The following is a 16,754-nucleotide window of genomic DNA, read 5'->3' on the forward strand; positions in this document are numbered from 1 at the left end:
GTGTCCGTTAGAAATAATTGTGGGAGGCAATGCCTCCCACACAGATGACCGACAGGACATGATTGAGCGATTATAGGATAAAACGACTCAAATCTTCATCCGCTACCAGTTCATCCAGATGATTACGCACGTAATCCGCATCAATTGTAATGGATTGGCCGTTAATTTCACTCGCATCGTAGGAAATATCTTCCATCAGACGCTCAAGCACGGTGTGCAGACGGCGCGCACCGATGTTTTCGGTGCTTTCGTTAACCTGCCACGCAGCTTCGGCGATGCGACGGATACCTTCGGCGGTGAACTCGATATTGACGCCTTCGGTGCCCATCAACGCTTTGTACTGCTCGGTTAACGAGGCGCTTGGCTCGGTCAGGATGCGCTCGAAATCTTCGGTGGTCAGCGCCTGCAATTCAACGCGGATCGGCAGGCGGCCCTGCAGTTCCGGGATCAAATCCGACGGGCTGGCGGTCTGGAACGCACCGGAGGCGATAAACAGAATGTGATCGGTTTTCACCATGCCGTGCTTGGTGGAAACGGTACAGCCTTCCACCAGCGGCAGCAGGTCGCGCTGCACGCCTTCGCGTGACACGTCCGGGCCGGAGCTTTGGCCGCCGCGCTTACAGATTTTGTCGATCTCGTCGATAAACACGATACCGTGTTGCTCAACCGCTTCGATCGCCTGTTCTTTCAGCTCTTCCGGGTTCACCAGCTTGGCGGCTTCTTCTTCGATCAACAGCTTGAAGGCTTCTTTGATCTTCAGCTTGCGCGGTTTGTGCTTCTGGCCGCCGAGGTTCTGGAACATCGACTGCAACTGATTGGTCATCTCTTCCATGCCCGGAGGCGCCATGATTTCGACGCCCATTGGCGCAGAAGCCAGATCGATTTCAATCTCTTTGTCGTCCAACTGGCCTTCCCGCAATTTCTTGCGGAATGCCTGGCGCGCGGCAGACGGCTCTTGATGCTCTTCCGGCTGGCCCCAGTTGTTTTTGGCCGGCGGGATCAGTACGTCGAGAATGCGCTCTTCCGCCATTTCTTCGGCGCGAGTGCGGTTTTTCTCGATCGACTGCAAGCGCACCATTTTGATTGCGGCATCGGTCAGATCGCGGATGATGGAATCCACTTCTTTACCGACATAGCCCACTTCGGTGAATTTGGTGGCTTCTACCTTGATGAAAGGTGCATTGGCCAGTTTCGCCAGACGACGGGCGATTTCAGTTTTACCGACGCCGGTCGGGCCGATCATCAGAATATTTTTTGGCGTGACTTCGTGACGCAGCATCTCGTCGAGCTGCATCCGGCGCCAGCGGTTACGCAGGGCGATGGCAACGGCACGTTTGGCCTTGTTCTGGCCGATAATGTAGCTGTCCAGCTCGCTGACGATCTCGCGCGGGGTCATTTCAGACATAGTATTCGATCCTTACGCTTTGGAAGGCAATTCTTCGATGGTGTGGAAATGGTTGGTGTAAATACAGATGTCACCGGCGATGTTGAGAGATTTATCAACGATTTCGCGGGCGCTCAGCTCGGTATTTTCCAACATCGCACGAGCGGCAGCCTGGGCGTATGGGCCGCCGGAACCGATCGCAATCAAATCATTTTCGGGCTGGATCACGTCACCGTTGCCGGTGATGATCAGCGAAGAGTGTTCATCCGCCACGGCCAGCAGCGCTTCAAGCTTGCGCAGCATGCGGTCGGTACGCCAGTCTTTAGCCAACTCGACGGCCGCTTTAACCAAATGGCCCTGGTGCATTTCCAGTTTGCGCTCGAACAGCTCAAACAGCGTGAAAGCATCCGCGGTGCCACCGGCGAAACCGGCAATCACTTTGTCGTTATACAGGCGACGCACTTTCTTGACGTTGCCCTTCATTACCGTATTGCCCAAGGTGGCCTGGCCATCGCCACCGATCACTACCTGGCCGTTGCGGCGTACGCTTACAATTGTTGTCACGAGCAGACCCTCGTTGAAGACGGAAAGAAGCCCTCGCAGCGTCTGCTGGTGCAGACACTGCGAGGCATATTGAGAGTATAGATGGGGGGGGATTGACGCTTTTCAACCCCCAACGGAGAGGGGAATGCAACTTGACATGCCAACGCCCTTCAGGCGCGATAGGGTTTTGTCCGCCGTCGCGCGGCTGCTGTAAGGGCCGAGCACCACGCGATTCCAACCGCCGCCGGCGGTGATGCGGCTTTCTATGCCTTCAAACGCCAGGCGCGCACGGACGGATTCAGCCTGATCGGTGGCGCGGAACGAACCGCATTGCACCATCCACTTCTGTTTCTGCTCAGGCTTGGTTTCCTGCTTGGCCGTTTCCTGTTTCACTTCCGGCTTGGTTTCCGGTTTTACCTCAGGTTTTGGCTGCGGTTTAGGCTCAGGCTGCTTAACCTGGACCGGCTGCGGCGTTACCGGCTGCGGCTTGGGTTTGGGTTGAGTCTGCTGCTGTTGCTGTTGCTGTTGCTGGTGCTGTTGCACCGGCACCGTGGTTGCGCCTTTGTTAAACGGATTACGCGGCTGGGTAACCTGTGGTTGCTGCACCTGTTGTTGAACCTGCTGCTGTATTTGTTGTTGTTGCATCTGCTGCTGGCGGCTGTTGCCGCGCACCGCGGCTTGCGAAGGGTCGTTATACGGCACTTCGTTCAGCTGCGTCGGGCGCTGTTGCATATCCGCCTGCATCTGTTCCAGCAGTTGGCGCTGTTCATCGGTCAGTTGAGTCTTGGAATTGACTTCGCCGCCGGCCGTTGGCTCGGTCGGGGTCTGCACGCCAATCTGGCGGTTCTCCAGCTCTTTGATATAGCGCCAGCGCTCTTCCGGCTTCGGCGGCAGGCCATTGCCAGGGCGATTGCTGTGTGCAGGCAACAGCGGAACGTCGTCCGCTTTGTTGTGCGTAATGAAATAGAGGCCACCGATAAAGATCACCACCAGTGCGACGGCTAACGCCAGCACGGTTTTGGATACTTTCGGAGAACTGCTTTTTTTACGGCTGGGGGTTTTGCGCCGCGCTCCTGTGCGCCCACGGCCTACATAGTCTTTTTGTGCCACTATTATTCCGCTGTGTCCTGATGAGGAGATAAGTCCTGCATGTTACTGAACCCTAAAATATTTGACTAGCGTTTAGGGGCAGCGGTGCTGCCTCTGATAATTAACTCACTGTCTAATAGCCGGGAGCCACTGGGTACTGCCTGTCCGTGCAGTTGTTCCAACAACAGCAGCATCGCTTGCCGGCCGATCTCATAGCGCGGTTGAGCCACCGTGGTTAACGGCGGATCGCAATACTGCGTCAGCTTGATGTCGTCAAAGCCAACGATGGAAAGGTCCTGCGGTATCCGCAGCCCCATTTTTTTCGCCTGCGACAGCACGCCGATCGCCATTACGTCACTGTGGCAGAAGATCGCCGTCGGGGGTTTTGGTTGCGCCATCAGCGCTGTCAGCGCCTGTGCACCGGCTTCGTAAGTGAAATCACCCCGGGTAATATAGCTGCTTTCGACGTTAATGCCATTACGACGTAGCGCCTGAATGTAACCTTGCAGCCGATAATGGCTGAGCGGCATCTGTTCCGGCCCGGCGACACAGGCGATTTGCTTGTGTCCGAGCTGGTGCAAATAGTGTACGGCCTCGAAGGCGGCGGTCAGGTTATCGATGTGCACCGTCGGCAGTTCCAGCTCCGGGGCAAACTCGTTGGCCATCACCATCGGCGGCAGGTTACGCTGCTCTTCCTTGCTGGCGTCAAAGGGCAGATTGGAGCCGAGCAGCAGCATGCCATCGATTTGCTTGGTGATAATCAGATTGACGAAGGTGCGCTCCTGCTGGTTTTGCTGAGCGCAGTCGCCAATCAGCACCAGATAACCTTGCTGTGCGGCGGTCTGCTCGATCCCCTGGATCACGTCGGCGAAGAACGGATCGCAAATGTCGGGAACGATAACCAGAATGGTGCGGGATTCATTACGCTTGATGTTGCGCGAGAGGGCATGAGGAGAGTAGCCCACGGCCAAAACGGCCTGCTCCACTTTCTGACGCGTCGGCGTTGACACCTTCTCCGGGTTCATCAGTGCGCGCGACACGGTTGCCGTTGAAACGCCAGCCATCTCGGCAACGTCTTTCATGGTTGCCATGGGTAATTCTTTCTTGTGTTCCAACGCCTTTCTCCTTGCGTTAGCCCCATGCCAACGCGACTACTGCAGTTTGCTCACAAATTCTGGCGTACGGTGGTGTTGTTATCATTTAGCGCCATCCGCATTCGAACATTCTGTCACGGCGCTACTTTAGGTGACAAAAATGCCTTGCCAGACATTCTAAACAGAATATGTCCCGCTTTTGTTACCTAATTTGCATAAAAAGTGTGACCTGGGAAGGTTTTTTAGCGTTCGCTCGCAATTTCAAGGGTAAACGTTTGCCTTGCCTGAACTGAATCAGACTTTTCCGGGTTCAGCTATCTATCGGATCGACGTCCAGCGTCCATTTCACCTTACGCGCCTGCGGCAGCGTGCCGATCAGCGGCAAAGAGTTTTTCATCAACTGTTGCAGCACGCGTCGCGAAGGGTGTTGCAACAGCAGTTGCCAACGGAAGCGGCCGCCGCGTTTTGACTGCAATGCCGGGACGGGCCCCATGACCCACAACGCGTCGTCTTTCAGCGGGCTGGCCTCCAGCAGATTGCGCAGTTGCTGCAGGAACAGCGGCGCCTGTTGGTTATCGTGATCTTCCGAACGCACGATAATATGGCTGGTGTACGGGGGCAGGAACACGCTGTTGCGCTCCGCCAGCGTCTGTTTGGCGAAGGCGTCGTAGCCTTGCTGCAGCAAAATTTGCAGCAGCGGGTGTTCCGGGTGGTGAGTCTGCAGGAGGACCTCTCCCTGTTTGCCGGCGCGGCCGGCACGACCGGAAACCTGGGTATACAGCTGGGCAAAGCGTTCGGCGGAACGAAAATCAGCCGAAAACAGCGCGCCGTCAACGTCCAGCAGGGCGACCAGCGTCACGTCCGGGAAATGGTGGCCTTTTGCCAACATTTGGGTGCCGATCAAAATGCGCGAGCCGCCACGGTGAATATCCGCCAGATGCTGCTCAAGCGAGCCCTTGCGGCTGGTGGTGTCTCGGTCAATACGGGTGATCGGCGTTTCCGGGAACAGCGGCGCCAGTTCGTTTTCCAATTGCTCGGTGCCGACGCCGACCGAGACCAGATGCGTTGAACCGCATTGCGGACACTGGTGCGGTACCGGGCGCTGGCTGTCGCAGTGGTGGCAGCGCAGTTGGCGCTGGTTCTGATGAAAGGTGTAGTAATGATCGCAGCGCTGACATTCTGCAATCCAACCGCACTCGTGGCACAACAACGCCGGCGCATAGCCGCGACGGTTAAGGAACAGCATCACCTGATTGCCGGCTTTCAGATGGTGCTGCATGCTTTTCAGCAGTGGCTGCGACAGGCCGACCTTCAGCGGCAGGCCCTTCAGATCGATCAGGTGCTGCGCCGCCGGTTTGGCGTTGCCCGCGCGTTGGGTGAGTTTGAGCTGACGATATTTACCGAGTTGTACGTTGTGCAGCGTTTCCAGCGCCGGCGTGGCGGAACCCATGACCATCGGGATGTTCTCTTCGCGGGCACGGAACACCGCCAGATCGCGCGCGTGGTAGCGCCAGCCTTCCTGCTGCTTATAGGAGCTGTCGTGCTCTTCGTCGATAATGATCACGCCCAGGCGGGAGAACGGGGTAAACAGCGCCGAGCGGGTCCCTATGACGATCGCCGCCTCGCCGCTGCGGGCGCGTAGCCATACTGCCAGCCGTTCGCTGTCGTTGAGGCCGGAGTGCAGCACGTCCACCGGCGCACTGAAGCGTTCGCGAAAGCGGGCGATGGTTTGCGGCGTCAGACCGATTTCCGGCACCAGCACCAGCGCCTGTTTGCCCATGGCCAGAATGTTTTCCAGCACGCTGAGATAGACTTCTGTCTTGCCGGAGCCGGTGACCCCGGCCAGCAGCCAGGCGGAGAACTGATCGTCTTCGCTGCGGATCGCGCCCACGGCGGTGGCTTGTTCGGTATTCAGCCGCAGCCGTTCGCCGAGCACTGCAAAACCCGGTCGCCAGTCCTGCGTCGCCAACGCCTGAGCCCGTAAGTCGATCAGCCCTTTGGCGCGCAATGCCTGCAGTGCGCTCTCGGTCAGTTCGAGTTCGCTGACCTGGTGGCGATACACCGGGCGCTGCAGCAGCGCGGCCAGCGCCTGCTGCTGTTTGGGGGCGCGTTTCAGGCTTTCCGGCGGCGTGGCGCGCCCTTGTTCAGTGGCGAACCATTGCCACAGCGGCGCGGCTTCCGCCGGTTTCCCTTGCCTTAGCAGGATAGGCAGCGCATGGAACAGCACTTCGCCGATCGGGTAATGATAATAGTCGCTGGCCCAGCGAAGAATGCGCCACAGGCTGGGGGAGAACAGGGAGGCGTTGTCGATGATGCTGTCGATGGGCTTAAGCTTATCCAGCGGCAGTTCGCTGGTGTCGCTGCTGCCGGTGACGATGCCGATCGCCCGTTGCTTACCCCAGGGTACACAAACGCGCGCGCCGGCTACCGGTTGCAGGCCTTGCGGCAGCAGATAGTCGAAGGTGCGGGCGAGGGGAACCGGTAAAGCAACGTGTACAACGGGCATGTGGCGGCCATCCAGATGGAAAAATTGTCGGGTAGTTTACACTGCGGGCCGCAAAATGTACGGTTCCAATTGCGCGCTACATTGAATTTCTGTATAGTTTGCCGCCTTTGGTATAATCCGATACCAAAATATATTATCAACCACGTGTGGTGTCTGGCGAAACAGGGCTGGATAGCGACACGGCCTTAACTGAGGTTTCCCATGAAACAAGGTATCCACCCAAAATACGAAGAAGTTACTGCTAACTGCTCTTGCGGTAACGTGATCAAAATCCGCTCTACCGTGGGTCACGATCTGAACCTGGACGTTTGTGGTCAATGCCACCCGTTCTACACTGGCAAGCAGCGTGACGTTGCTACCGGTGGCCGCGTTGACCGCTTCAACAAGCGTTTCAGCGTACCAGGCGCCAAGAAATAATATTTCTTGCCGTCAGATGAAAAAGGCGCCTTCGGCGCCTTTTTTCGTTTCTGCCGCCTGCTTTCGCAGGCCGACGAGTTAGTATTCCCAGGTATCGGGATCCACACCCAATTCACGCATCAGCACTTTTGCGGCTTCCGGGATTTCATCGCTGCGTTCTTTGCGCAGGTCTTCATCGTTCGGCAGCGGCTGGCCGGTAAAAGCATGCAGGAATGCTTCGCACAGCAATTCGCTGTTGGTGGCGTGGCGCAGGTTATTGACCTGGCGACGAGTCCGTTCATCGGTGAGGATTTTCAGGACCTTCAGCGGAATGGATACCGTGATTTTTTTTACTTGCTCGCTTTTTTTACCGTGTTCAGCGTAAGGGCTGACATACTCGCCGTTCCACTCAGCCATGGGACACCTTAAATTTGTCAGAAAAATTACAAAATTCTAAAAACCGGCCAATTATGCCCGATCTTCACTGTTCTCACTAAATAAATGTCAATTTTACGCGACCAGGGTCACTGTATGCTCACGATCAATAGGTGTCGCCTATGCATTTCGCGTTAACATCGTATCGTCATCTCAAACCGGCATAATTTTAGCGGGTATTGCCGCTTTGCTCAATCTATACGCAAAGAAGTTTAGATGTCCAGATGTATTGACGTCCATCTCCGCTGCGATTAATCTTTAGCCCTCATTCATCCGAATCCTGAGAGCCGAGCGACCCTATGACGCGTAAACCAGCCACGATTGCCGTACGTAGCGGCCTGAACGATGACGAACAGTACGGCTGCGTTGTCCCGCCGATCCATCTTTCCAGCACCTATAATTTCACCGATTTCAACCAGCCTCGCGCCCATGACTACTCACGCCGCGGCAACCCGACGCGTGATGTGGTGCAACGTGCACTGGCGGAACTGGAAGGCGGTGCCGGTGCAGTGATGACCAGCAGCGGCATGTCGGCGATCCATCTGGTAACCACCGTGTTCCTGAAACCCGGCGATCTGCTGGTGGCACCGCACGATTGCTATGGCGGCAGCTACCGTCTTTTCGACAGCCTGAGCAAACGTGGCACCTACCGCGTGTTGTTCGTCGATCAGAGCAATGAAGAGGCGTTGGCGCAGGCGTTAGCGCAAAAACCAAAGCTGGTGCTGATTGAAAGCCCAAGCAACCCGCTGTTGCGCGTGGTGGACATTGCGGCGATTTGCGATGCGGCGCATGCGGCGGGCGCGCTGACGGTGGTAGATAACACCTTCCTCAGCCCGGCGCTGCAGCAGCCGATTGGGTTGGGCGCCGATCTGGTGGTTCACTCCTGCACCAAATACCTCAACGGCCATTCCGATGTGGTGGCCGGCGCGGTGATCGCCAAAGACAAAGATCTGGCGGTGGAGCTGGCGTGGTGGGCCAATAATATCGGCGTCACCGGCGGCGCCTTCGACAGCTATTTACTGTTGCGCGGCATGCGCACCCTGTCGCCACGTATCAAGGCGGCGCAACAAAACGCCGAAGCGATTGTCAGTTATTTACAGCAGCAACCGCTGGTGAAAAAGCTGTATCATCCTTCTCTGCCACAGAACCCGGGGCACGAGATTGCACGCCGCCAGCAACGCGGCTTTGGCGCAATGCTCAGTTTTGAACTGGATGGTGATGAGGCGCTTCTTCGCCGTTTCCTCTCTGCCCTTGAGCTGTTTACTCTGGCAGAATCCCTGGGGGGCGTAGAAAGCCTGATTTCGCATGCAGCGACCATGACCCATGCCGGTATGGCAGCGGAAGCACGTGCGGCGGCCGGTATCTCCGAGAGCCTGCTGCGTATTTCCGTGGGTATTGAAGACAGTGAAGATTTGATTGCCGATCTGGAACGTGCTTTCCAGGCGGCGGCAACGAGGTAAGCATGAATGCAATTGCGGTAGCAGGGCCGGTGAGCGGGCGTCAACTGCACAAATTTGGCGGCAGCAGCCTGGCGGACGTGAAGTGTTATCTGCGGGTGGCCGGGATCATGGCCGAATACAGCCAGCCGGGCGATATGATGGTGGTGTCGGCTGCCGGCAGCACCACCAACCAACTGATTAGCTGGCTGAAGCTCAGCCAGAGCGATCGCCTTTCTGCGCATCAGGTTCAGCAAGCGCTGCGCCGTTATCACAGCGAACTGATCGGTGGTTTATTGCCGCCGGAAACCGCCGAACCGCTGATCGCCGAATTTATTCAGGATCTGGAGCGTCTGGCGGTACTGCTGGATGACAAGGTTGACGACGCGACCTATGCCGAGGTCGTCGGACACGGCGAAATCTGGTCGGCGCGGCTGATGGCAGCGGTACTGAACAAGCTGGACATGCAGGCAGCCTGGCTGGATGCGCGCGATTTCCTGCGTACGGAACGTTCTGCTCAGCCGCAGGTTGATGAAGGCCGTTCTTACCCGCTGCTGCAACAATTGCTGGCTCAGCACCCAGGCAAACGCCTGGTGGTGACCGGCTTTATTTCACGCAACGACGCCGGTGAAACCGTGCTGTTGGGGCGTAACGGCAGTGACTATTCCGCGACCCAGGTCGGCGCTTTGGCCGGCGTGGAGCGCGTGACCATCTGGAGCGACGTGGCCGGGGTGTACAGCGCCGACCCACGTAAAGTGAAAGATGCCTGCCTGCTGCCGCTGCTGCGGTTGGATGAAGCCAGCGAACTGGCGCGTCTGGCGGCACCTGTGCTGCATACCCGCACCTTGCAGCCGGTTTCCGGCAGCGATATCGATCTTCAACTGAGATGCAGCTACCAACCGGAACAGGGTTCAACGCGCATTGAGCGCGTGCTGGCCTCCGGCACGGGCGCCAAGATTGTCACCAGCCATGATGACGTGTGCCTGATTGAGCTGCGCGTCGCCAGCCAGCATGATTTCAAGCTGGCGCAGAAAGAGCTGGATCTGGTGCTGAAACGCGCGCAGATCAAACCGCTGGCCGTGGGCATTCATCCGGACCGCAATCTGGTTCAGCTGTGCTACACCTCGGAAGTGGTGAACAGCGTGCTGCGTACTTTGCAGGATGCCGGGTTGCCGGGTGAGCTGAAACTGCGTGAAGGGCTGGCGCTGGTGGCGCTGGTGGGGGCGGGGGTTTGTAAAAATCCGCTGCATAGCCATCGTTTCTACCAACAGTTGAAAGACCAGCCGGTCGAGTTTATCTGGCAGGCAGAAGACGGCATCAGCCTGGTGGCGGTGCTGCGTCAGGGGCCGACCGCCTTGCTGATTCAGGGCCTGCACCAGTCATTGTTCCGTGCTGAAAAACGCATTGGCCTGGTGCTGTTCGGCAAAGGCAATATTGGCGCACGCTGGCTGGAACTGTTTGCCCGCGAGCAGAAAAATATTTCCGCCCGCAGCGGTTTTGAATTCACTCTGGCCGGGGTGGTGGACAGCCGCCGCAGTCTGCTGAATTACGACGGGCTGGACGCCAGCCGCGTGCTGGCATTCTTCGAGGACGAAGCGCAGGAGTTGGACGAAGAGTCTCTGTTCCTGTGGATGCGTGCGCATCCTTTCGACGATTTGGTGGTGCTTGACGTTACCGCCAGTGAAAATCTGGCCGAGCAGTATCTGGACTTCGCCAGCTACGGCTTCCACGTGATTAGCGCCAACAAGCTGGCGGGCGCGTCGTGCGGCGATAACTACCGCCAAATCCGCGATGCCTTCGCCAAAACCGGCCGCCATTGGCTGTATAACGCCACCGTCGGCGCCGGTCTGCCGGTCAACCATACGGTGCGTGATTTGCGCGACAGCGGCGACAGCATTCTGGCGATCAGCGGTATTTTCTCCGGTACGCTTTCCTGGCTGTTCCTGCAGTTCGACGGCACAGTGCCGTTCACCGAACTGGTGGATCAGGCCTGGCAGCAGGGGCTGACAGAACCGGATCCGCGGGTCGATCTCTCCGGCCAGGATGTCATGCGCAAGCTGGTTATTCTGGCGCGCGAAGCAGGCTATGACATCGAACCGAATCAGGTGCGGGTAGAGTCGCTGGTGCCTGCCGGTGCCGAGCAGGGCTCTATCGATCAGTTCTTCGAGAACGGCGATGCGCTGAACCAACAGATGCTGCAGCGTTTTGAGGCTGCCAGTGAAATGGGTCTGGTGCTGCGGCACGTGGCGCGCTTCGATGCCAACGGCAAGGCGCGTGTCGGGGTTGAGGCGGTACGGCCTGAGCACCCGTTGGCGGCACTGTTGCCGTGCGACAACGTGTTTGCTATCGAAAGCCGCTGGTACCGCGATAACCCTTTGGTGATCCGCGGGCCGGGAGCCGGCCGCGACGTCACCGCCGGGGCGATCCAGTCAGACCTTAACCGTTTGGCGCAACTGCTTTAATTGTCTTTCGGGCGCGGGTTCACCGCGCCCTTCGTTTTTCCTGCCATAATTCCTCTTGTTCTGAACATGAAATTCTTTCTCTGTGCGGGTGAGGATTAATCATCTTATTCCCCCCAGTTTCCTGTTGACTCTTTAGCCAACATGCGGCATTTTCTATCTAGACGTCTAAACGTATAGACGCTTATTAAAATAAAGCAAAATGCAAAACAGTGATCGATAAGAGGCGGACAGGGTATGAGTTTTTTTCACGCAAACCAGCGGGAAGCGCTGAATCAAAGTCTGGCAGAGTTAAATGGCCAGATTAACGTATCGTTCGAGTTTTTCCCGCCGCGCACCAGCGAGATGGAAGACACCCTGTGGCAGTCCATCGATCGTCTGAGCAGCCTGAAACCTAAATTTGTCTCTGTAACCTATGGCGCCAACTCCGGCGAGCGCGATCGCACCCACAGCATCATCAAAGGCATTAAAGATCGCACCGGTCTGGATGCGGCTCCGCACCTGACCTGCATCGACGCCAGCCCGGCGCAGCTGCGTGAAATCGCCACCGATTATTGGAACAACGGCATTCGTCATATCGTGGCGCTGCGCGGCGACCTGCCACCGGGTGGCGGCAAGCCGGACATGTATGCGACCGATTTGGTTCGGTTGCTGAAAGAGGTCGGCGATTTCGATATCTCCGTCGCCGCCTACCCTGAAGTGCATCCGGAGGCGAAAAGCCCGCAGGCGGATCTGATTAACCTGAAACGTAAAATCGATGCCGGCGCCAACCGCGCGATCACCCAATTTTTCTTCGACGTGGAAAGCTATCTGCGTTTCCGCGACCGTTGCGTCGCCACCGGTATTGACGTGGAAATCGTACCGGGCATTCTGCCGGTATCCAACTTCAAGCAGCTGCAACGTTTCGCCACCATGACCAACGTGCGCGTACCGAGCTGGATGACCAGCATGTTTGAAGGGCTGGACGATGACGCCGAAACCCGCAAAATGGTCGGCGCCAATATCGCGATGGACATGGTGAAGATCCTCAGCCGCGAAGGGGTGAAAGATTTCCACTTCTATACGCTGAACCGCGCCGAGATGAGTTATGCCATTTGCCACACGCTGGGCGTGCGCCCGGCCGCGGCATAATCCATTCGCTATCGGGAGGGGCGCTGCGTAAAAACAGCGCCCTTTTTGTTGGGCGCAATTTCTTCCAATATCTCTCTTTAGCGGCATGATGAGATGACGCATCATCCCCATGAAAGAGCTTGTCGCCATGATGCCGTTTTCCAATGGTTTTTTACTCAGTCTGTCGCTTTGTCTGGATATTGGCATCGCCAATATCGCCATGATCACGTTAGCGATGCAGCGCGGCTATTTTCACGGTTTCTGGCTGGGGATCGGCACCTGCGTGGGTGACCTGATTTATGCGGTGCTGGCGCTGGCCGGCATGGCGGTGCTGTTGCAATACTCGGGTGTCCGCTGGGTACTGTGGGTCGGTGGTTCAATGATGCTGCTGTGGTTCGCTTACAAGATGCTGCGCGCGGCCTTCGCCCAGGCCGTTGAGCTGGCGGTGGCTGAGCCGGAGAGGCCGCGCTCGGTGCCGCGCAACTTCCTGCGCGGCGTGGTGCTGGCCATGTCTTCTCCAACGGCGATTCTGTGGTTTGCGGCGGTGGGCGGTGCGCTGATTTCACGTATGGGTCAGGGGGGGCCGGCGGCAACGTCGTGGTTCCTCTGCGGCTTTTTTATTGCCGGGGTGGTGTGGACGGCGGTGCTTTGCTCCGTGGGCAGCCTGGGCGGCAAAATGCTGGGGGCTCGCCTGCTGAAATATTCTTACTTCGCCTCGGCGGTGATTTTCGGCTACTTCGCGCTGTACGTGGTGGTGTCGGGCTACCGCGAGTTTATTTAGCGGGTGAAGGATTGCAGATAGTGATGCGGCGTGATGCCCATCGTTTTGCGGAAAGCGTTAATAAAATGGCTTTGATCGTAAAAACCCAAGGCCAGCGCCACGTCCAGCGTGTGTTGATTCTGCCGCAGCAGGTTACGCGCCTCCAGTAGCCGCAGCTGCATGTGATATTGCAGCGGCGGCATGCCGATGCGTTGCCGGAACAACCGGACAAAATGATATTTACTCATGCCGCTGACCTGGGCCAGCGTGTCCAGGCTGATTTTCAGCGTCAGGTTGTCGCGCATGAATTCCAGCGCCCGGCCGACGGTTTCCGTCGGTTGCGGGTGATCCGCGGTGCGATCGTCCAGCAGGGTACCCAGCAGCCACAACAGATTTTGCTCTTGTTCAACGGCGTCGTGCGGCGTACAGGCGTAGCGGCAAATGGCGTCGAACAGCGCCGGGTTGCGCAGCACGCCTTCGGTCAGCACCGGCGCCTGACGATGGGAGCCCAGGTTATGGTTGTTGGCCAGACTGCGCAAAAGTGATTGCGGCAAATGCACGCTGCAGAATTCGACTTTTTCACTGCCAAATTGCGAGGACTGAATGCTGGCCGGGTTGTAAACGGTGATCTCGCCACCGCGCACCAACGCCGTTTTGCCGTCCAGCCAAATCTGTTCGGTACCGCTCAAATTGGCGCTGATCACGTATTCATCGTGGGTGTGGCGGGGGAAGGAGGCATTGATCGCCGTCAGGCGCGAGCACTCGATATCGTTGGCAACAAACCAGTCCGAGAGGGATAACGCCATCGCGCACCTCCGCGCCCGTCAGCGACAGATAGAAAAACGGCTCCTGTGAACAGGAGCCGTGCTTTGGCGCGCAACCTAGCCGGTGTTGCGCATGCCGGCGGCGACGCCGGCAATGGTGACCATCAATGCCTGCTCGACGCGGGTATCCGGATGTTCCTGCTGGCGCGAGCGGTGCAGCAATTCTGCCTGCAGCACGTTCAGCGGATCGGTATACACGTTGCGCAGCGCGATGGATTCGGCGATCCACGGCAGATCTTCCATCAGGTGAGCGTCATTGGCGATGGTCAACACCACCTTGATGTCGCTTTCGAGCTGATCGCGCAGCTGCTGGCCCAGCGGCCACAGCGATTTGTCGACCAGGCGCTGATCGTAGTATTCCGCCAGCCACAGGTCGGCCTTGGCGAAGACCATTTCCAGCATGGCGATGCGGGTGGAGAAGAACGGCCAGTCGCGGCACATGGCCTCCAACTGATTCTGTTTGCCGGCTTTCACCGCTTCCTGCAAACCTGCGCCGGCGCCCAGCCAGGCCGGCAGCATCAGGCGGTTCTGCGTCCAGGCGAAGATCCACGGAATGGCGCGCAGGCTTTCTACACCGCCGTTTGGCTTGCGCTTGGCCGGGCGTGAACCCAGCGGCAGTTTACCCAGCTCCAGCTCCGGCGTTGCGGCACGGAAGTAAGGCACGAAGTCCGGATTCTCACGCACGTAGCCGCGGTACATTTTGCATGATGTCTCTGACAGGTCGTCCATCAGCGAACGCCACTCTTTCTTCGGCTCCGGCGGCGGCAGCAGGTTGGCTTCGAGAACCGCGCCGGCATACAGCGCCAGGCTGCTGATGGCCACTTCCGGCAGGCCAAATTTGAAGCGGATCATCTCGCCCTGCTCGGTCACGCGCAGGCCACCTTTCAGGCTGCCCGGCGGCTGCGACAGCAGCGCCGCATGCGCAGGCGCGCCGCCACGGCCAATTGAACCGCCACGGCCGTGGAACAGCGTTAACGCCACGCCGGCCTTTTCACAGGTTTTGATCAAGGCATCTTGAGCGCGGTACTGCGCCCAGGACGCGGCCATCACCCCGGCGTCTTTCGCCGAGTCGGAATAGCCGATCATCACCATCTGCTTGCCCTGGATAAAGCCGCGATACCAGTCGATATTCAGCAACTGGGTCATAACGTCGTCGGCGTTGTTCAGGTCGTCGAGGGTTTCGAACAGCGGCGCTACCGGCAGCGCAAACGGGCAACCGGCCTCTTTCAGCAGCAGGTGAACCGCCAGCACGTCAGAAGGGGTGCGTGCCATGGAGATGACGTAGGCGGCGATGGAGCCTTGCGGCGCTTCGGCGATCACGCGGCAGGTTTCCAGCACTTCCTGGGTGTCGGCGCTCGGTTCCCACTTCAGCGGCACCAGCGGGCGTTTTGAATTCAGTTCGCGGATCAGGAATGCCTGTTTGTCGGCTTCTGACCAGCTTTCGTAGTCGCCAAGGCCCAGGTAACGGGTCAGTTCGGCGATGGCTTCGGTATGGCGGTTGCTTTCCTGACGGACGTCGATACGCACCAGCGGCACGCCAAAGCAGCGGACGCGGCGCAGGGTATCGAGCAACTGACCATTGGCAATGATGCTCATGCCGCAGGCCTGCAGCGACTGATAACAGGCGAACAAAGGTTCCCACAGCTGATCGTTGCTTACCAGCAGGTCGTTCGGCTTCAGCACGCGTTCGCCTTTCAGGCGGCCTTCCAGATAGGCCTGAGAGCGCATCAACTGGCCGCGCAGCTGTTTCATGATTTCGCGATACGGTTCCTGCACTTCGTCGCCACCGGCGAGGGCGCGCAGTTCCGGGGTGCATTCGGTCATCGACAGCTCGGACACCAACACCTGGATATCGCGGGTGAACAGGTCGCAGGCTTTCCAGCGGCTGAGCAGCAGCACGTGACGGGTGATTTCGGCGGTCACGTTCGGGTTGCCGTCGCGGTCACCGCCCATCCAGGAGGTGAAACGCACCGGTACGGCTTCCGCCGGCAGGCTGTAATCGATGGAGTTTTCCAACTGCTCGTTGAATTCGCGCAGGAAGGCGGGCACCCCTTCCCACAGGCTGTTTTCCACCACCGCGAAGCCCCACTTGGCTTCGTCGATAGGCGAAGGGCGGTTTTTACGGATCTCGTCGGTGTGCCATGACTGGGCAACCAGCTGGCGCAGGCGGCGCATGATCTTGTTGCGCTCGTAATCGGCCAGATCGTTATGATCGAGTTGGCTCAGGCAGGTATTCACCTCAACCAGCTTGTGGATCAGGGTGCGGCGGGTAATTTCCGTCGGGTGCGCCGTCAGCACCAGCTCGATGGAGAGCTGAGAGACTGCATTTTGCAGCTCTTTGGTGCTGAGCTTTTTGTCTTTCAGCCGGGTGAACAGTTGGGCCAGTGCTTCGGGATTGCTGGCGGCTTCGCCATTGGGCGAAATGCTGTGGTACTGCTCGGCGACGTTGGTCAGATTAAGGAACTGGCTGAAGGCGCGCGCGACCGGCAGCAACTCGTCGTTGGACAGGTTCTGCAAGGTAGAAAGCAGCTCCTGACGGTGCGCCTCGTTACCGGCACGTGAAGATTTGGAAAGCTTACGGATAGTTTCAACGCGATCGAGAATATGCTCGCCCAGCGCATCTTTGATGGTATCGCCGAGCAATTTGCCGAGCATACTGACATTACTTCGCATTGCCGAATATTGTTCGTTCATATAACCCCTGGCCCAGTTCTGTAT

At 58.1% G+C, this 16,754-nt stretch carries 13 protein-coding genes; 5 read left to right on the top strand and 8 right to left on the bottom strand.

Going from position 1 to position 16,754, the window contains the following annotated elements; genetic code table 11:
- Positions 1-70: 70 nt before the first annotated feature.
- From hslU to priA, 5 genes are all read right to left on the bottom strand, one after another.
- A complete protein-coding gene (gene hslU / locus JK621_RS17025; RefSeq protein WP_004953188.1) occupies positions 71-1,405 on the bottom strand; it encodes an HslU--HslV peptidase ATPase subunit in 1,335 nt (444 codons plus the stop codon).
- A gap of 12 nt (positions 1,406-1,417) precedes the next feature.
- Positions 1,418-1,948, bottom strand: a complete 531-nt coding sequence (gene hslV, locus JK621_RS17030) for an ATP-dependent protease subunit HslV (protein WP_004953184.1) — start codon at positions 1,946-1,948, stop codon at positions 1,418-1,420.
- 102 nt (positions 1,949-2,050) lie between these two features.
- A complete protein-coding gene (ftsN, locus tag JK621_RS17035; RefSeq protein WP_212556946.1) occupies positions 2,051-3,037 on the bottom strand; it encodes a cell division protein FtsN in 987 nt (328 codons plus the stop codon).
- A gap of 65 nt (positions 3,038-3,102) precedes the next feature.
- Positions 3,103-4,131 carry a DNA-binding transcriptional regulator CytR gene (gene cytR, locus JK621_RS17040; protein WP_006317754.1) on the bottom strand — a complete coding sequence of 343 codons (1,029 nt, stop codon included), beginning with the start codon at positions 4,129-4,131 and terminating at the stop codon, positions 3,103-3,105.
- Positions 4,132-4,420: 289 nt separating this feature from the next.
- Complete coding sequence (gene priA / locus JK621_RS17045) at positions 4,421-6,616, bottom strand: primosomal protein N' (RefSeq protein ID WP_212556947.1); 2,196 nt, start codon at positions 6,614-6,616, stop codon at positions 4,421-4,423.
- Between the two features lie 201 nt (positions 6,617-6,817).
- Between priA and rpmE the strand changes: the two genes are divergently transcribed.
- Entirely contained in the window at positions 6,818-7,033 is a 216-nt protein-coding gene (gene rpmE, locus JK621_RS17050) for a 50S ribosomal protein L31 (protein ID WP_004953176.1), read from the top strand.
- Positions 7,034-7,111: 78 nt separating this feature from the next.
- On the opposite strand, the gene metJ is transcribed toward rpmE, so the two are convergent.
- Positions 7,112-7,429 (bottom strand): met regulon transcriptional regulator MetJ, encoded by a 318-nt coding sequence (gene metJ / locus JK621_RS17055; protein ID WP_006317756.1) that lies wholly within the window; start codon positions 7,427-7,429, stop codon positions 7,112-7,114.
- A 317-nt stretch (positions 7,430-7,746) separates the two neighbouring features.
- Here metJ and metB point away from each other — a divergent pair, with 317 nt between their 5' ends.
- The 4 genes from metB (at position 7,747) to JK621_RS17075 (ending at position 13,233) form a co-directional block, all read left to right on the top strand.
- Positions 7,747-8,907 carry a cystathionine gamma-synthase gene (gene metB / locus JK621_RS17060; RefSeq protein WP_212556948.1) on the top strand — a complete coding sequence of 387 codons (1,161 nt, stop codon included), beginning with the start codon at positions 7,747-7,749 and terminating at the stop codon, positions 8,905-8,907.
- A gap of 2 nt (positions 8,908-8,909) precedes the next feature.
- Positions 8,910-11,345: a bifunctional aspartate kinase/homoserine dehydrogenase II gene (locus JK621_RS17065; RefSeq protein ID WP_212556949.1), complete on the top strand. Its 2,436-nt coding sequence runs from the start codon at positions 8,910-8,912 to the stop codon at positions 11,343-11,345.
- Between the two features lie 234 nt (positions 11,346-11,579).
- Positions 11,580-12,473, top strand: coding sequence for a methylenetetrahydrofolate reductase (gene metF / locus JK621_RS17070; RefSeq protein ID WP_004953167.1), 894 nt, complete (start codon positions 11,580-11,582; stop codon positions 12,471-12,473).
- A 127-nt stretch (positions 12,474-12,600) separates the two neighbouring features.
- A complete protein-coding gene (locus JK621_RS17075; RefSeq protein WP_212560221.1) occupies positions 12,601-13,233 on the top strand; it encodes a LysE family translocator in 633 nt (210 codons plus the stop codon).
- Here JK621_RS17075 and JK621_RS17080 read toward each other — a convergent pair.
- On the bottom strand, positions 13,230-14,018 hold the full coding sequence (locus tag JK621_RS17080; RefSeq protein ID WP_212556950.1) for a helix-turn-helix domain-containing protein: 789 nt from the start codon (positions 14,016-14,018) through the stop codon (positions 13,230-13,232). The genes JK621_RS17075 and JK621_RS17080 overlap by 4 nt on opposite strands.
- Before the next feature lie 75 nt (positions 14,019-14,093).
- A complete protein-coding gene (gene ppc, locus JK621_RS17085; protein WP_004953159.1) occupies positions 14,094-16,730 on the bottom strand; it encodes a phosphoenolpyruvate carboxylase in 2,637 nt (878 codons plus the stop codon).
- Positions 16,731-16,754: the final 24 nt, after the last annotated feature.

It is taken from the genome of Serratia plymuthica (genome assembly GCF_018336935.1).
In the GTDB taxonomy this organism is placed as follows: domain Bacteria; phylum Pseudomonadota; class Gammaproteobacteria; order Enterobacterales; family Enterobacteriaceae; genus Serratia; species Serratia plymuthica_B.

Bases quoted from the DNA above. Each gene is read 5' to 3' on its own strand.
- hslU (WP_004953188.1), bottom strand. From the start codon at position 1,405: ATGTCTGAAATGACCCCGCGCGAGATCGTCAGCGAGCTGGACAGCTAC.
- priA (WP_212556947.1), bottom strand. From the start codon at position 6,616: ATGCCCGTTGTACACGTTGCTTTACCGGTTCCCCTCGCCCGCACCTTC.
- rpmE (WP_004953176.1), top strand. From the start codon at position 6,818: ATGAAACAAGGTATCCACCCAAAATACGAAGAAGTTACTGCTAACTGC.
- metJ (WP_006317756.1), bottom strand. From the start codon at position 7,429: ATGGCTGAGTGGAACGGCGAGTATGTCAGCCCTTACGCTGAACACGGT.
- metB (WP_212556948.1), top strand. From the start codon at position 7,747: ATGACGCGTAAACCAGCCACGATTGCCGTACGTAGCGGCCTGAACGAT.
- JK621_RS17065 (WP_212556949.1), top strand. From the start codon at position 8,910: ATGAATGCAATTGCGGTAGCAGGGCCGGTGAGCGGGCGTCAACTGCAC.
- metF (WP_004953167.1), top strand. From the start codon at position 11,580: ATGAGTTTTTTTCACGCAAACCAGCGGGAAGCGCTGAATCAAAGTCTG.
- JK621_RS17075 (WP_212560221.1), top strand. From the start codon at position 12,601: ATGATGCCGTTTTCCAATGGTTTTTTACTCAGTCTGTCGCTTTGTCTG.
- JK621_RS17080 (WP_212556950.1), bottom strand. From the start codon at position 14,018: ATGGCGTTATCCCTCTCGGACTGGTTTGTTGCCAACGATATCGAGTGC.
- ppc (WP_004953159.1), bottom strand. From the start codon at position 16,730: ATGAACGAACAATATTCGGCAATGCGAAGTAATGTCAGTATGCTCGGC.